This is a genomic window from Candidatus Brevundimonas phytovorans, assembly GCA_029203145.1.
Classification (GTDB): Bacteria; Pseudomonadota; Alphaproteobacteria; order Caulobacterales; family Caulobacteraceae; genus Brevundimonas; species Brevundimonas phytovorans.
Genome location: CP119309.1, coordinates 730,035 through 746,037 on the forward strand (window position 1 = coordinate 730,035; position 16,003 = coordinate 746,037).

A 16,003-nucleotide genomic window follows, 5' to 3' on the forward strand; every position below is an offset into this window, starting at 1 on the left:
CATGCACGAAGTCCTGTCCAACGACCAGCAGTCCCAGCTGAACGCCCTCTATGAGCAGATGGAGCCGGAAGGCCTCTATCCGTTGTGGGAGAAGCTGTCGGCCCTGGTCCTGCCCCAGCCGGACTCCCCGGCCAAGGTGCACAAGTGGTCCTATGACAAGGCCCGCGACTACCTGATGCGGGCCGGCGACCTGATCAGCGCCAAGCAGGCCGAGCGCCGCGTGCTGATCCTGGAGAACCCCGGCCTGCCGGGCCATTCGGGCATCACGCCCAGCCTCTATGCCGGTCTGCAACTGATCCTGCCGGGCGAGATCGCCCCGGCCCACCGCCATGCCCAGTGCGCCCTGCGTTTCGTCATGGAGGGCGGCGGCGCCTATACCTCTGTGGACGGCGAGAAGGCGGTGATGCAGCCCTTCGACCTGGTGCTGACGCCGGGCGGCCAGTGGCACGACCACGGCAACCCGACCGAGACGCCGATGATCTGGCTGGACGGGCTGGACATCCCGACCGTCCGCCACTTCGACGCCAGCTTCGCCGAGGGCTATTCGGAAGACCAGTTCCCGGAACAAGCCCCGGCTGGCGACAGTCTGAACCGCTATGGCCGCAATATGCGTCCGCTGAAAGGGCACACGGCGGATCGCCGCCCGGCGCATCAGCCGCTGTTCCACTATCCCTACGCCGAGTGGCGTCCGGCGCTGGACGGCATGGCCGAAGGCGGGGCCGAGATCGACGCGCATCTGGGTCATGCGCTGGAGTTCATGAACCCGATCAATGGCGGGCCGATCATGGCCACCATCTCGGCCCATGTCCGCCTGCTGCCGGAAGGCTTTGAAAGCAAGCCGCGCCGCTCGACCGACGGCACCATCTTCGTGGTGGTCGAGGGGACGGGCGAGGCGGTGATCGAGGGCGAAACCATCGCTCTGAAGCCGCGCGACATCGTCGTCGTGCCGTCGTGGAAATCGGTCGCCTTCAAGGCGGCCAGCCGACTGGTCCTGTTCGGATACTCCGACAAGGCCTGTCAGGAAAAACTGAACCTCTACAAGGAAGAGAACGCATGAGCCTGCTGTTCCAACCGCAAGCGCCCGTGCTTGCCCCGACCAACACCGGGGACGAATTCCCGGTTCGCCGCATCTTCTGCGTCGGCCGCAACTACGCCGCCCACGCCCGCGAGATGGGCCGCGACCCGGACCGCGAGCCGCCCTTCTTCTTCACCGCCTGGGCCGAGACCGTGGTGCTGGACGGCACGACCATCGCCTATCCGTCCAAGACCGGGAACTTCCACTATGAGGCCGAGCTGGTCGTCGCCGTGGGCAAGGGCGGTCGCAACATCGCCGTCGAGGACGCGCTGGACCACGTCTGGGGCTACGCCACGGGCCTGGACATGACGCGCCGCGACCTGCAGCTGGAAGCCCGCGCCCAGGGGCGTCCGTGGGACACCGGCAAGAACGTCGAGCAATCCTCGCCGCTGGGCCTGATCCACAAGGCAGGCGAGGGTTTTGATCCCGAGCACGGCAAGATCGAACTGACCGTCAACGGCGAGGTCAAGCAGACGGCGGACCTGGCCGACCTGATCTGGCCGGTGGCGGACATCGTCGCCTACTTGTCGGGACTGTGGGAAATCCAGCCCGGCGACCTGATCTACACCGGCACCCCCGCCGGCGTCGGCGCTGTGGTTCCTGGCGACGCCATGACCGTCGCCATCGACGGCCTGACCCCGCTGAACATCAAGGTCGGCCCGCCCGCCGCCTGATCCCTTTTCTCTAACATCATCAACACACGGAGAGGCGCGCGACAGACGCGCCCTCCACGGAGGACGACACATATGGCAGCCATGGGTGAGGGGGGCGGAAACGCCGTCATCGATCGGGCCAAATTCGGCCCGCTACAGTTCGGCGTCACGGCGCTGTGCTTCATCATCGCCATGCTCGACGGCTTCGACACCCAGTCGATCGCCTTCGTCGCGCCCAAGATCGCCGAGGACTGGGGTCTGGCCCCGTCGGCGTTCGGCCCGATCTTCGCCATCGGCCTTCTGGGCCTGACGGTCGGCGCCTTCACCCTCAGCCCGGCGGCGGACAAGTTCGGCCGCAAGACCATCATTCTGATCTCGACCTTCATCTTCGGCCTGTTCGCCCTGCTGACGGCCTTTTCGACCTCGATGAACGAGCTGCTGATCTATCGCTTCATCACCGGCGTCGGCCTGGGCGCCGCCATGCCCAACATCATCGCCCTGACCAGCGAATATGGCCCGGCCCGCCTGCGTGCGACCCTGGTGACGGTCATGTTCTGCGGCTTCCCGCTGGGTTCGACCATCGGCGGCCTGGTCTCGACCTGGCTGATCGCCACCTGGGACTGGCATTCGGTCTTCGTCGTCGGCGGCGTCCTGCCGCTGCTGCTGCTGCCGGTGCTCTGGTTCATGCTGCCGGAATCGGTGCGCTTCCTGGTCGCCAAGGGCGCGCCTGAGCACAGGATCGCCCCCATCGTGAAGAAGATCGACGCCGACGCCTCGGTCAGCGACTTCATCGCCGGCCTGAAACACGAGCAGACCTCGGCGGCCAAGGGCTTCTCCGTCTTCCAGCTGTTCCGTGAAGGCCGCACGCCGGTGACCCTGCTGCTGTGGGTCGCCTTCTTCATGAACCTGCTGGTCATGTACTTCCTGGTGAATTGGCTGCCGACCCTGCTGAAGGGCGCCGGTCTGCCGCTCAGCATGGCCATCCTGTCCACCGCCACCCTGAACATGGGCGGCGTCGTCGGCGCCATCGTCCTGGGCCGGATGATCGACAAGATCAGCCCCTACGTCGTCCTGGGTTCGGCCTATGCCGCCTCGGCCGCCTTTATCGCTCTGCTGGCCTTCGGCGGCACGAACCTGACGGTCCTGCTGCTCGGTGCGGCCCTGTCCGGCTTCGGCGTCGTCGGCGCCCAGATCGGCTGCAACGCCCTGACCGCCGCTGTCTATCCGACCGCCATCCGTGCGACGGGCGTGGGCTGGGCTCTCGGTGTCGGCCGCATCGGCGCCATCGTCGGTCCTTTGGTGGGCGGCGTGCTGCTGGCCGCCGGCTGGAGCCCGCAGAACCTGATCCTGCTGGCTGTCATCCCCGCCGTGATCGCCTCGATCGCGGTCTTCACCCTCGGCGGCGTGCGCCGCCGCGCCGGAGTCTGACCCCATGATCCTGCACGGCTATTTCCGCTCCACGGCCTCCTGGCGGGTGCGTATCGCCCTGGGCCTCAAGGGACTGGAGGCCGTGCAGGTCATCCACCACCTGCGCAAGGGCGAGCAGCGGGCGCCGGACTATCTGACGCTCAACCCGCAGGGTCTGCTGCCCTCGTTTGTCACCGACGACGGCGCGGCTCTGACCCAGTCTCTGGCCATCATCGAATACCTCGACGAGACCTCGCCCGCGCCGTCGCTGCTGCCCGCCGATCCGGTGCAGAAGGCCAAGGTTCGGGCCGTGGCTCAGGCCGTCGCCTGTGACATCCACCCGGTGCAGAACCTCAAGGTGCTGCAACGCCTGCGCGACCTCGGTCTGGGCGAAGACATGGTTCAGGCCTGGGCCTCGACGGTCATCGAGGAAGGTCTCGACGCGGTCGACACGCTGCTGACCGACCAGCCGGGACCGTTCGCCTTCGGCGACGCCCCGACTCTGGCCGACCTGTGCATCGTGCCGCAACTGGGCAACGCCCGCCGCTTTGGCGTCGAGGTGCGCTGGCCGCGCCTGCTGGCGCTCGAAGCCGCCTGCCTCGAACTGCCCGCCTTCCAGAACGCCGTCCCGGGCCGACAGCCCGACGCCGAATAATCATCCCAATCGAACCGAGCGCGGAGCCAACCGCGCCCTTTCCCGGAGGAAATCCATGAGTATCGCCGCTGCGGCCGCCGCCGCATTGCTTTCGCACGCCCCCATGCCCGTGGACGCCGAGGCGCCGATCCAGACCGCGCCCGCTGCGGTTTCGGTCGCGCCTGCCGCCCCCACCGCGCCGCCGCCGTTCAAGCTGATCAACCACGAGGAGAACTACGCCTGGCTGGCCGACCCGGCCAAGCGAGCCTCGACCTGGTCGAAGTTCAAATATGTGCCGGTCGGCGGCGAGGGCAGCCCCGTCTGGGCCAGCTTCGGCGGCGAGCTGCGTTTCCGCGCCGAACACCGCGACAATGAACGCTTCGGTCGCGGGGCGCAGGACACAGGCGGCGACTTCCAGACCCGCGCCCGTCTCTGGGGGGAGCTGAATCTGGGTTCGTCCCTGCGCGCTTTCGTCGACGTGCAGGACGCCCGCACCTCGGGCCTCGCCAGCGGCGAACCCGTGATCGAGGAAAACCGCACCGACCTGCATCAGGCCTTCCTTGAGGCCAGGACCGGCCTGGGCGGCGGCACGCTGCGCGTTCGTGCGGGCCGTCAGGAATTCGGCCAAGGGTCGTTCCGCCTGTTCGACATGCGCGAGGGCGCCAATGCCCGCGTGGCGCTGGACATGGTCCGGGTCCTCTATGACAGCCCGACCGGCTGGAGCGGCGGCGCCTTCGCCGGCTATGCCCTGCGCGAAGGCAAGGCCTCGTGGGATGACGCCACCAACTTCGATTATCGCCTCTATGGCGCGACGGCCGCCAAGACGCTGGGGCAGGGGGCGACGGCGCCCAAGCTGGAACTGCTCTACGCCAACACCGACCGTCTGGTGACGCCGTTCGACGGTCAGGTTGCGGGCCGCGACGACCGCGACACCCTGTCGGTGCGTCTGTCGGGCAAGGTCGCGCCCTGGGATTATGAGGTCGAGGCGGTGAAGCAGTGGGGCTCGTTCCGCGACCTCGACATCGACGCCTGGTTCATCTCCGCCGTTGGCGGTCGCACCTTCTCGAGCGTGAAGTGGTCGCCGCGCCTGGCCGTGCGTCTGGACGTCGGCTCGGGCGACAAGGACCCGAACGACGGCAAGCTGAACAGCTTCAACCCCCTGTTCCCGCAACCGGCGGCCCTGCGTACCGATCTGGGCTTCGCCAACATGGTGCTGTTGCAGCCCGAGGTGACGGTGCGCCCGTCGCCCAAGCTGACCCTAGGCGCCAATACCGCCGGCCTGTGGCGTCAGAGCAAGGACGACGGCCTCTATGCCCTGTCCGGCATGGTGCTGCGCGGCGCGAACGAGGGCCAGTCGTCCTATGTCGGCTGGCGCACCGGCGTCTTCGCCCGCTACGCCCTGACGCCCTACGTCTCCCTGATGGGCGTGGCCAACTACACCAAGGCCGGCGACTTCCTGAAGGAAACGGGCACGGCCGAGGACCAGTCCTACCTCGGGACCTTCCTGACCTTCCGCTTCTGACCAGTCGCTTTCGCTGAAGTCCTTAGAAGCCCCGCCTCGATGTCGAGACGGGGCTTCTTTGTCAGTGGAAGTCGCGCGAGCCGGGCAGGATGCGCACGTCGCGCGGGTGACGATGCGGCGGCTGGCGCGGGGGCTGCGGGTGGGCGACGATGTCGGCGCGGGCCAGTTCGATCTCGGTCTGATGATCCTCCGACAGGCGGGCCAGGTCGTTGCTGCGGTCAATGACGCGGCGCGCGACGACGTGGACGACGCCCTCGGGGCTTTTCTCGACTACGCCTTCGATCTGCATCAGCCGCGCGCTCATGACCTCGCGGCGGAACTGTTCCAGCATCCGCGCCCACAGGACCACATTGGTGATGCCGGTTTCGTCCTCAAGGGTGATGAAGACGGCGTTGCCCTTGCCCGGTCGCTGACGCACCAGAACCACCCCCGCGACCCGCACCAGGGAGCCGCCGCGCCTGCCCTCGGTTTCGGCGCAGGTCAGCACCCGGTCGGCGGCGAAGACGGGGCGCAGAATGCCCATGGGGTGAGCCTTCAGCGACAGCCGCACAGTCTGGTAATCGGCGGCGACGTGTTCGCTCAGCGGCATCAGCGGCAACTGTGCATCGGGTTCGACGCCCAGCTCGCGGGCGCCGCGCTCGCGCGCCTCGGCGGCGGCGAACAGGGGCAGGGGATCGTCGTCGGGCAGACGCCGCACCGCCCACAGGGCCTCGCGCCGGTCCTGTCCCAGCGAGCGGAAGGCGTCGGCGTCGGCCAGTTTTCGCATCGCCGCGCCGGGCAGGTCGGCGCGCCGGGCCAGGGTCTCGATGTCGGCGAAACCTGCCTCGGCGCGCGCCGCGGCCAGGGCCAGGGCCCAGTCCTTCCTGAAGCCGTCGATCTGGCGCAAACCGAGGCGCAGGGCCGGCGCCGACTTCGACCCCTCCAGGCTGTTATCCCAGTCGCTGTGCGAGACGTCGATGGGCCGCACCTCGACCCCGCCGACCTCCTGCGCCTCGCGCACGATCTGGGCCGGGGCGTAGAAGCCCATGGGCTGGCTGTTCAGCAGGGCGCAGGCGAAGGCCGCCGGGTGGCGGTGCTTGATCCACGAGGAGACATAGACCAGCCGGGCGAAGCTGGCGGCGTGGCTCTCGGGAAAGCCGTAGGAGCCGAAGCCCTTGATCTGTTCGAAGCAGCGTTGAGCGAAGGCGGGATCATAGCCGCGTTCGATCATCCGACCCACCATCCGGGTCTCATAGGTGTGCAGGCTGCCGTCGCCGCGGAATGTGCCCATGGCCTTGCGCAGGCCGTTGGCCTCACCATCGGTGAACTCGGCGGCGACGATGGCCAGCTTCATCGCCTGTTCCTGAAACAGGGGCACGCCGAGGGTCTTGTGCAGAACCTGCTCCAGTTCGTCGGGCGGACCGTGGTCGGGCGAGGGCGAGGAATAGACGACTTCCTCCTCTCTATTCCGGCGTCGCAGATAGGGATGAACCATGTCGCCCTGGATCGGGCCGGGCCGGACGATGGCGACCTGGATGACGAGGTCATAAAGGCAGCGGGGTCTCAGCCGGGGCAGCATGTTGATCTGGGCCCGGCTCTCGACCTGAAACACGCCGATGGACTGGCCCCGACACAGCATGTCGTAAACAGCGGGGTCCTCGCGCGGGAGGGTGTGCAGTTCCCAGTCCTCATCCGCATGGGCGCGGATCAGGTCGAAGGCCTTGCGGATGCAGGTCAGCATTCCCAGCGCCAGCACATCGACCTTCATCAGGCGCAGGGCGTCGATGTCGTCCTTGTCCCATTCGATGAAGGTGCGGTCCGGCATGGCCGCATTGCCGATGGGGACCATCTCGTCCAGCCGATCCTGGGTCAGGATGAAGCCGCCGACGTGCTGGCTGAGGTGGCGCGGAAAGTTCAGCAGGCGCGAGGCCATGGCGACGGCGCGGGCGATCATGGGATTGGTCGTGGCCAGACCCGCCTGAACGACGTGGCGGTCGCCGATCTCGGTCCCCCAACTGCCCCAGTGGCTGGAGGCCAGGCGGGCGGTGACGTCCTCGGTCAGACCCAGGGCCTTGCCGACCTCGCGGATGGCGCTGCGCGGGCGGAAATGGATGACGGTGGCGGCGATGCCGGCGCGGTGGCGGCCATAGCGGTCGTAGATGTGCTGGATGATCTCCTCGCGCCGTTCGTGTTCGAAATCGACGTCGATGTCGGGCGGTTCGTTTCGGTCTTCGGACAGGAAGCGTTCGAACAGCAGATCGGATTCCATCGGGTCGACCGAGGTGATGCCCAGCACATAGCAGACCGCCGAGTTGGCCGCCGATCCCCGCCCCTGACACAGGATGCGCTTGTCTCTCGCCACGCGGACGATGTCGAAGATGGTCAGGAAGTAGGGGGCGATGTCCTTGCGGGCGATGAAGGCCAGTTCCTTGTCCAGCAGGGCCTGAACCTTGTCGGGAACCCCGTCGGGATAGCGCATGGCGGCGTGACGGCCGGTCAGCTCTGCGAGCCAGGCCTGCGGCTCCCATCCCGGCGGGATCGGCTCTTCCGGGTATTGATAGCTGAGGTCGGACAGATCGAAGGCGGCGCGCGACAGGAGGGCGGTCGTCTCGACCACGGCTTCGGGCGCGTCGCGGAACAGGCGGGCCATTTCGGCGCTGGGCTTGAGCCAGCGTTCGGCGTTGGCCTCCAGCCGAAGGCCGGCGGTTTCGATGGTCACGCCTTCGCGGATACAGGTCAGGACGTCCTGCAGGTCGCGGTCCGGCGGCGCGGCGTAGAGGACGTCGTTGAGCGCCAGAAGGGGCGTGTTCGTGCGGGCGGCGATCGCCTTCAATCGGGCCAGCCGTCGCCGGTCGTCGCCGCGCCTGTGCATGGCGGCGCCCAGCCAGACGGCGCCGGGCGCCGCCTCGGCCACGCGCGTCAGCACGGCTTCCAGTCCCGCCAGTTGATCGGGCGGCATGAGGATCAGCAACAGGCCCTCGGCGTCGGCCAGCAGGTCGCGCAGCCCGATCTCGCACTCGCCCTTTCTCGCCCGGCGATTGCCCAGGGTCAGCAGGCGGGTCAGTCGGCCCCAGCCCGCGCGCGTCTCGGGATAGGCGATGACGTCCGGCGTCCCGTCGTTGAAGACCAGCCGCGTCCCGGTCAGCAGGCGAAAGTCCGCCGCGCGACGCTTCACCTCTTCCGAGATCGCCGGATCGTTCAGAGGATCTTCAATGAAGGCGACCTCGCCGGGACTGCCGCCGTCACGCACCTTGTCCGGCGGGGCCAGGCCGTCGCGGCGTAGCGCCTTCAGCGCGCTCCAGGCTCGCACCACGCCCGCCACGGTGTTGCGATCAGCCAGACCCAGACCGACGTGGCCGCGCAGGATCGCCGTCAGCACCAGATCCTTGGGGTGCGAGGCCCCGCGCAGAAAGGAGAAGTTGCTGGCCGCCGCCAGCTCCGCGTAGTCGCCGCCATGGTCGAGCGCGCTCATGCGAACAGGCCGTGGATGAACCAGCGCGGTTCGGGCGTTTCCCCATAGAGGCCCTGGCGGAACAGCCAGAAGCGACGGCCGTCCTGATCCTCGATGCGGTAGTAGTCGCGGGTGCGCTGGTCCGGCGCGCGCCACCATTCGCCGCCGATCCGTTCGGGGCCTTCGGCGCGCACGACCTCGTGCAGGACGCGGCGCCAGCGGAACTTCAGGGGATAGCCATCGGGCACCTCGGCCAGGGTCTCGACCGGCTGGGGCGGGTCGAACATCTGCAGGGGACGCAAGGGCGGATCGTCGGGATCGAGGTCGGGCCAGACCTCGTCGCCGGGGCGCGCCGAGGCCGGAACCAGCCGCGCGGCGCGTTCAGGGATGTGTGAGGCGAAGGGCTCGAAGCGCAGCACGGCCTCTGGCCCCAGTCGGGCCGTCAGCCGATCGATCAGGCGGCTGAAGGCCTCTTCACCCGGCGTCTCGCGCTCCAGCCCCTGCTGGGTCGGCGTCAGGACTTGCGTCCAGGGGACGGACATCCGCATCTGGTCGAAGCCGAAGCCGGGGTCCAGCGGGTGAGACAGGGCCGCCATTTGCTCGCGGAACAGGCGCTGGGTTGCGGGCGCGTCGCGGGTCGGGCGGCCGGTGCGGACGACGATGCGGCGCACCTCGCCATCGACGCGATAGAAGCCGGCCTCGAAGGCGCGCCCGCCCTGACCGGCCAGATCCAGCCGATCCATGGTCTCGACCAGCAGGTCGGACAGGACGCGCTCCACGTCTTCAGGGGCCGAGATCGGCTCGAAGAAGACGCGGTCGACGACCACGGCGGCGGGCGGGCGATGCGGGGTGATGCGCACGTCCTCGTCGCCCAGAACCCGCGCCAGTCGGGCGGGGAAGTCGGCGCCGAAGCGGGCGGCCAAGGGCGCGCGTGGGCGGTCATCCAGATCGGCCAACCGCTTCAGCCCGGCGCGGCGTAGGGCCTGTTCCTCCTTGTCCGCCAGCTCCAGCGCCGCGACCGGCAGGGCGCGCGCGGCGGCCCGGTCCTGTCCCGGTGCGAACAGGCCGCCGGGACCAAAGCGGGTCAGGGCGCGGGCGACCTGAGGCGTGCTGGCCAGACTGCTGCGGCTCTGAAGTCCCGCGCGTCCGGAGCGGGTCTGGACCGTCTCCATCAGTTTCGCCTCGCCGCCGAACAGGTGGGCGCAGCCGGTGACGTCCAGCATCAGGCCGTGCGGCGGGTCCAAAGCGACCATGGGAGTGAAGCGGCCGAAATCCTCCAGCACCCGCGCCAGCAGGGCGGCGTCGGCGTCGGGGCGGTGGGCGACGGTGCGCAGGGCGGGGGTGCGCGCTCGCGCATCGGCCAGGGCCAGACCCGGCGTCAGTCCGGCCCGCGCCGCCGCCGGATCGACGGCGGCCAGCCGCAGCGCGCTCTTGACCTTTTCGACCAGAACGACAGGCGCGCCTTCAGGCGGCGCGTCTTTCTCGGCTTCCTGACGCCGCAGCCGGTCGCTGGGCAGCCAGGGGAACCAGACCGCCAGATAGCGGCGCGGGCGGGCGGAATGATCCCTGCTCACGATCCCACTCCATGATCCAGGTTCCGGTCGCCCCGCTGCCGCGTCGCCGCAGCAGGGTCGCGGAAAAAGACGGTCGCCCCGGCGCTCCGCCTTCCAGAGGTTCTGAGGCGCTCGAGGCCACAGACCAGCGCGTCTCGGCCGCGCTGGGGCAGGGGGCGGCGCCGGCGCGCGCCAGAAACAGGGTCGCGCCGCCGGTTTCGGCCGCCAGCGCCAGTCGCCGGCTGGCCGTCAGGCTGAAGGCCCTGGCCTCGCCCCAGGCGCTCAGCAGCACCGCGCCGACGGCGGGACTGCGCAGGGCCTCTTCGCCCACCGCCAGCAGGGTCTGCACGTCGCGCGCCCGCACCAGCAACAGGTCGCGCGGCGACAGCCCCATCTCATGCAGGCCCGGCCCGTGCGGTCGTCCCGCCTCCTGTCCCATCATCTCATGCAGGGCCCAAACGATGGGCCGCCCCGCTGCCGCCCGCCGCGCCATCCCCAAACCAAAAGCGTTGACCGCCACGGCGTCGGCAGGGGCCGCCGCGTAGAGGTCGTGCAGGACCCCCGTGGCCAGGTGCGCAAAGGCGTCGTCGCTCCCGCTGCTCCCGTCCCTGTCGCGCGCGCCCGTCTCGACGCGACGACCGCCGGACCGATCCAGCGCCTCCAGTCGAATCTTCAGCGCCGCCAGAGCATCAGGTTGCGAACAAATGTTCCTCATTTGTTCTATATGCGCCCCGCGCCCCCGGGGGAGTCAAGCCGGGCCGTTGTTTCATCTACATCTAGGCATGCACCGAGGCCTGACAGCGTGCGTCAGGCCTCGGTTCGAGGCCTTAGTCCGCCGCCGGATACTCGAACGGATCGGTCGGCGTCGGTTCGGTGGGCAGGGGCATGCGCGGCAGGGGCGCGTCGCGGTTGGCCGCGTTCAGCAGGAAGCTGGCCAGGATCACCGCCGCCTGACGCAGGTCTTCCGGCTTCAGGTGGTCATAGCTGTCGATGCTGGTGTGGTGGATGCGGCTGGAATAGTCGAGTGGGTCCTGGATGAACTGATATCCGGGTACGCCCACCGTCTGCATATAGACGTGGTCGGTGCCGCCCGAGGGCCTCAGCGAGACGGTGGTGGCGCCCATGCTGGCGAAGGGGGCCAGCCATTCCTGGAAGATCGGGGCGGCGGCGACATTGCCCTCGGCGTTGATGCCGCGGATCTTGCCCGAGCCGTTGTCCAGGTTGAAGTAGGCGACCAGGTCGCGATAGCCGGGGCGCGGCTCGACCGGCCAACGGTTGCGCCAGGTGCGGTTGCTGGGCAGGGCGGCCAGGGCCGGGTCCGTCGCGGGTGCGCGCGTGGCCAGGTAGCGATCGACATAGGCCAGAGACCCGAGGATGCCTTGCTCTTCGCCATTCCACAGGGCGAAGCGGATGGTGCGCTTGGGCTTGACCTTCATCTGCGACAGGATCCGCGCGGCCTCCATGACCACCGCGCTGCCGGCGGCGTTGTCCTGAGCGCCGTCAGAGGCGACCCAGCTGTCCAGGTGGGCGCCGGCCATGACATACTCGCCCGAACGGTCCGAGCCGGGGATGTCGGCCAGGATGTTGTAAGCGTTGACGTCTTCGTCGTGGAACTGGACCTCGCTGAGCAGCGACAAGGTCGGCGGGGTGTCGGTCAGGGCCAGGCGCGCCAGGCGGCGATAGTCTTCGGCGGCGATCTCCATGCCGGGCAGCTTGGGCGTGGCGCCGACCTGGTAGGTATAACCGGTGCCGTGCAGAAGGCCGCCGTCGCGCTGGGACATCTTCACCCAGGCCAGGGCGCCTTCCTCAGCCAGAAAGGCGTCCAGGCGGCCGGCGAACTCGGCCATCTTCAGCTGGCGTTCGACGGTGACGTGGGCGTGCTGCGGCTGGACGTAGGTGTTGCGGTCGCGCAGTTCGGCGTCGGTCCAGCGGCGGAAGGCCGGCTCGGTCGGCTCGGAGCCGGTGTTCGGCAGGGTGAGCATGACGATCTTGCCCGACAGCTTGCCGCGCCACTTGTCGAAGTCCTCGACCTTGGTGATCGGGGCGACGACGACGCCGGCGCTGATGACGCCGTTGGTCGAGGGCGTCCAGGCCACCGGAATGGCGCGCAGCTCGATGGCGCGCGGCGCCGTCATGCGGGCGCTGGAGCGGACGATGGACCAGCCGCGGCCGAACTCGAAGCCCTCGGCGCGCACGTTGGACAGGCCCCAGTCGCGGAAGCGCTGCTGGCTCCACTGCTCGGCCTGACGCATCTGCGGCGAGTTGGTCATCCGCCCGCCGATCCGGTCCGTCAGATAGGCGGCGGTCTGCATGACCTCGCTGTGGTTCAGACCCTGGTCGATGATGCCGTTGATGGCGACGCGGTCCACCGACTGGGCCAGTGCAGGCGTGGCGATGCAAAGGGCCGAAAGCCCGACGAGCAGATGTTTCATATGAATACCCCCAGGAATGTACTGGGAAGCATATGACGCCATGAGGCGGTTCGCTGCAAACCGTGACGCTAACCCGCGCGCAGGATGGCGATGGCTTCCTCGCAGAAGGCGAGGCGTCGGCTTTCATAAGTCAGGCCGGCCTTCAGGACGAGGTGCTGAAGTTTCTGGCCTTTGGCGCTGGGGGCTTGTGGGAAGTCACGGGTCTCGATGGTCTGATAGGTCGCCAGCTTCTGGCGGTGCTGCGCGGCCAACTGCTCCAGGGTCTCGATCAGGTCGGTCGGGCCTACCACGGCTTCGGCCCGCAGGCGGACCATCAGTTCGTCGCGGATCGGCAGGACGCTCTGGCGCTCGGCGACCCAGCGTTGCAACTCTCTGCGCCCGGGCGGCAGCACCCTGTATTGGCGCTTGCGTCCGCGTCCGCCTTCGACCGAGAGAGCCTCAATCCAGCCGGCGGTCTCCAGCCGTGCCAGCTCGCGATAGATCTGCTGGTGCGTCGCCTGCCAGAAATAGCCGATGGACCGATCGAACCGGCTGGCCAGATCAGAGCCTGAGCCGGGCCGTTCGGTCAGGGCGGTCAGCAGGGCGTGCGGCAGGGACATCGGCTTCTCGGCGGTGGTCGTGCGAAGCGGGACTTTAGCCGCGAACCCCGACGAGACCACCCCGGTCGTTAAGGCTCAGGTCTCTGAGGGGGCCGTCTCGAGCGCCCTCTTGCGCGAAATCAGCAGGCCGAACACCGCCGCCAGCGGGAACATCAGCACGCCATAGACGGCGGCGGGCAGCGACATATCCGGGACCGCCAGCACCGATTCCGCGATGACGATGGCCAGGGTGGCGTTGTGCAGGCCGACCTCGAAGGCGCTGGCGATCGACTGCTCGCGGTTGATGCGGAACAGGCGCGGGACGATGAAGCCAATGCCCAGGCTGAGGATGCAGAAGCTGACGACAATGCCGGCCAGGGCCACGAAGTCGTCCTTCAGCACGGCGAAGTTGGACACGACCGCCCCCGCGATCACCAAGGTCAGGATAACGACCGAGGCCAGCCGAACCGGCCTGTCCATGGCGCGGGCGAAGCCGGGCTTGAAGCCGCGCACCAGCATCCCCAGACAAACGGGCGCCAGCACGATCATGAAGACCTCGATGGTCTTCTTCAGTTGCAGGCCCACGGTCATATCGCCGGGCTGGAACCAGGCGATGGACAGGTTGACGATCACCGGCAGGGTCAGGACGGCGATGACCGAGTTGATCGCCGTCAGACTGATGTTCAGGGCCACGTCGCCCCGAAACAGGTGGCTATAGAGGTTGGCCGTGGTCCCGCCGGGCGAGGCCGCCAGCAGCATCATCCCCACCGCCAGCACCGGCGGCAGGCGAAACAGCAGCACCAGCCCGAAACAGACGGCGGGCAGAAGCAGCAACTGACAGGCCAGGGCCAGGGCGACCGCCTTGGGCCGCTTGCCGATGCGGGCGAAGTCGCCGGGCGTCAGGTCCAGCCCCAGCCCGAACATGATGACGCCCAGCGCGACCGGCAGGCCGATCATGGCCAAGGGTGAATCCATAGCCTCTTCCTCCCCCGAGAAACCTCAGACCCGACCGGCGAGAGCCCGTCCCGCCGCCAGGCCCGAGAAGATGCACCCGCCCAGGAAGGTGCCTTCCAGCGCATTGTAACCATGCAATCCGCCGCCGCCGAAGCCCGCAGCCTCGCCTGCGGCGTATAGCCCCTCGAACGGCGTGCCGTCGGCTTTCAGCACCTGGCTCGACAGATCGGTCTGAAGCCCGCCCAAAGATTTGCGCGTCAGGACATGCAGCCTGACCCCGATCAGCGGTCCAGACCTGGGGTCCAGCAGGCGGTGCGGCGTCGCCGTCCGCGCCAGTTTGTCGCCGAGGTAGCGGCGGCTGTTGTGGATGCTCATGATCTGGAAATCCTTGGCGTAGGGATTGTCCATCTGGGCGTCGCGGTCCTCGACCTGACGACGGATCAGGGCCGGGTCCAGCAAGGGACGCTCGGTCAGGCCGTTCATCTTCGCCACCAGCGTCTCCAGATTATCGGCGAAGACGAAGTCGGCGCCCTTGTGCTTGAAGGCGTCCACGGCGGGCGGCGCGCCCTTGCCGAGGCGCGACATCAGCACCTTCAGCAGCTTGCGCTCGGTGATGTCGAGGTTCTGCTCGGACCCGGAAAGCGCGAACTCCTTCTCGAGGATCTTCTGGCTGACGATGAACCAGGAGTGGTCATGCTCGGCCAGATCCGGCGTGGTGCGCAGATATTTCAGCGTGGCCATGGTGTCGTGGCCGGGCAGGGCGGGCGCGGGCAGTCGCCGCCCGAGCGCGTCCAGCCACAGCGGCGACGGGCCGGGCAGGATGCGGATGGCGTGCTGCGGCCAGATCGGGTCCCAGTTCTGCACCCCCTCGACGTAGTGCCACATGCGGTCGCGGTTCACGAGCCTCGCCCCGGCCTCGCCCGCGATGTCCAGCATCCGCCCGTCGACATAGGCGGGGACGCCAGTGATCATCGATTTCGGCGGCGCGCCCAGTCGCTCGGGCCAGAAGCGCCGCACCTCGTCATGGTCGCCGCCGATGCCGCCCGAGGCCAGGACGACCGCCCCGGCCCTCAGAGTGAAATCGCCGACCACATCACGGTTGGACGCCGCGCCGCGCGGCGCATCGTCTGGCGACAGAATCGAGCCCGCAACCCCGGTGACGCGCCCACCCTCGACCAGCAGCCGATCGACGCGTCGCCGATGGTAGAAGCTTAGCCGTCCCTCCCTGGCCGCCGCCCGCGCGCGGTCAGCAAAGGGTTCCGACACCCCGGTCCCCGTGCCCCAGGCGACGTGGAAACGCGGTACGGAATTGCCATGTCCGAAGGCCTGTCCCCCGCCGCGTTCGGCCCAGCCGACCATGGGGGTCAGGCTGATCCCATGCTGTTTCAACCAGGCGCGCTTCTCGCCGGCGGCGAACTCGACATAGGCGCGGCCCCAGCGCACCGCCCAGTCATCCTCGGCCAGCGGCCCATCCAGACGGTCCCAGCCTGCGCTGCCCCGCCAGTCGCGCCAGGCCAGGTCGAAGCTGTCGCGCACGCCCAGCTTCCGCTGCTCCGGCGAGTTGACCAGAAACAGTCCGCCGAAGGACCAGAAGGCCTGTCCGCCCAGATTGGCCGGGTTCTCCTGATCCACCAGCGCCACGCGCTTTCCCTCTTGAATCAGCTCATTGGCGGCGACCAGTCCGGCCAGTCCTCCGCCCACTACGATGACGTCTGCGTCCATTGTCCGCTCCCCTTTTGCGGAGAAGGCTAACATCTATGTCAAT

The 16,003-nt window shown here is 68.5% G+C and carries 12 protein-coding genes; 5 read left to right on the plus strand and 7 right to left on the minus strand.

Features of this window, described 5'->3' with window-relative positions; genetic code table 11:
• Position 1 precedes the first annotated feature (1 nt).
• From gtdA to P0Y52_03495, 5 genes are all read left to right on the plus strand, one after another.
• Complete coding sequence (gtdA, locus tag P0Y52_03475) at positions 2 to 1,057, plus strand: gentisate 1,2-dioxygenase (GenBank protein ID WEK58609.1); 1,056 nt, start codon at positions 2 to 4, stop codon at positions 1,055 to 1,057.
• Positions 1,054 to 1,749 (plus strand): fumarylacetoacetate hydrolase family protein, encoded by a 696-nt coding sequence (locus P0Y52_03480; GenBank protein ID WEK58610.1) that lies wholly within the window; start codon positions 1,054 to 1,056, stop codon positions 1,747 to 1,749. Before gtdA ends, P0Y52_03480 begins: the two co-directional genes overlap by 4 nt.
• A 72-nt stretch (positions 1,750 to 1,821) precedes the next feature.
• Entirely contained in the window at positions 1,822 to 3,156 is a 1,335-nt protein-coding gene (locus P0Y52_03485; GenBank protein ID WEK58611.1) for an MFS transporter, read from the plus strand.
• Positions 3,157 to 3,160: 4 nt separating this feature from the next.
• On the plus strand, positions 3,161 to 3,790 hold the full coding sequence (maiA, locus tag P0Y52_03490; GenBank protein WEK58612.1) for a maleylacetoacetate isomerase: 630 nt from the start codon (positions 3,161 to 3,163) through the stop codon (positions 3,788 to 3,790).
• Positions 3,791 to 3,845: 55 nt separating this feature from the next.
• Positions 3,846 to 5,291, plus strand: a complete 1,446-nt coding sequence (locus tag P0Y52_03495) for an alginate export family protein (GenBank protein ID WEK58613.1) — start codon at positions 3,846 to 3,848, stop codon at positions 5,289 to 5,291.
• A 61-nt stretch (positions 5,292 to 5,352) separates the two neighbouring features.
• Here P0Y52_03495 and P0Y52_03500 read toward each other — a convergent pair whose 3' ends face one another.
• The 7 genes from P0Y52_03500 to P0Y52_03530 form a co-directional block, all read right to left on the minus strand.
• Positions 5,353 to 8,742: an error-prone DNA polymerase gene (locus tag P0Y52_03500; GenBank protein ID WEK58614.1), complete on the minus strand. Its 3,390-nt coding sequence runs from the start codon at positions 8,740 to 8,742 to the stop codon at positions 5,353 to 5,355.
• Positions 8,739 to 10,295, minus strand: a complete 1,557-nt coding sequence (locus P0Y52_03505) for a DNA polymerase Y family protein (GenBank protein ID WEK58615.1) — start codon at positions 10,293 to 10,295, stop codon at positions 8,739 to 8,741. Before P0Y52_03505 ends, P0Y52_03500 begins: the two co-directional genes overlap by 4 nt.
• A complete protein-coding gene (locus P0Y52_03510; protein ID WEK58616.1) occupies positions 10,186 to 10,989 on the minus strand; it encodes a hypothetical protein in 804 nt (267 codons plus the stop codon). The genes P0Y52_03505 and P0Y52_03510 overlap by 110 nt, the downstream gene beginning before the upstream one ends.
• 112 nt (positions 10,990 to 11,101) lie before the next feature.
• Positions 11,102 to 12,706 (minus strand): M20/M25/M40 family metallo-hydrolase, encoded by a 1,605-nt coding sequence (locus tag P0Y52_03515; protein WEK58617.1) that lies wholly within the window; start codon positions 12,704 to 12,706, stop codon positions 11,102 to 11,104.
• A 68-nt stretch (positions 12,707 to 12,774) separates the two neighbouring features.
• Positions 12,775 to 13,305: a PadR family transcriptional regulator gene (locus tag P0Y52_03520; protein WEK58618.1), complete on the minus strand. Its 531-nt coding sequence runs from the start codon at positions 13,303 to 13,305 to the stop codon at positions 12,775 to 12,777.
• A gap of 75 nt (positions 13,306 to 13,380) precedes the next feature.
• The gene (locus P0Y52_03525; GenBank protein ID WEK58619.1) at positions 13,381 to 14,259 is read right to left on the minus strand and encodes a bile acid:sodium symporter family protein; all 879 of its coding nucleotides are present in this window, start codon (positions 14,257 to 14,259) and stop codon (positions 13,381 to 13,383) included.
• 24 nt (positions 14,260 to 14,283) lie between these two features.
• The gene (locus tag P0Y52_03530) at positions 14,284 to 15,960 is read right to left on the minus strand and encodes an FAD-binding dehydrogenase (GenBank protein ID WEK58620.1); all 1,677 of its coding nucleotides are present in this window, start codon (positions 15,958 to 15,960) and stop codon (positions 14,284 to 14,286) included.
• Between the last annotated feature and the right edge of the window lie 43 nt (positions 15,961 to 16,003).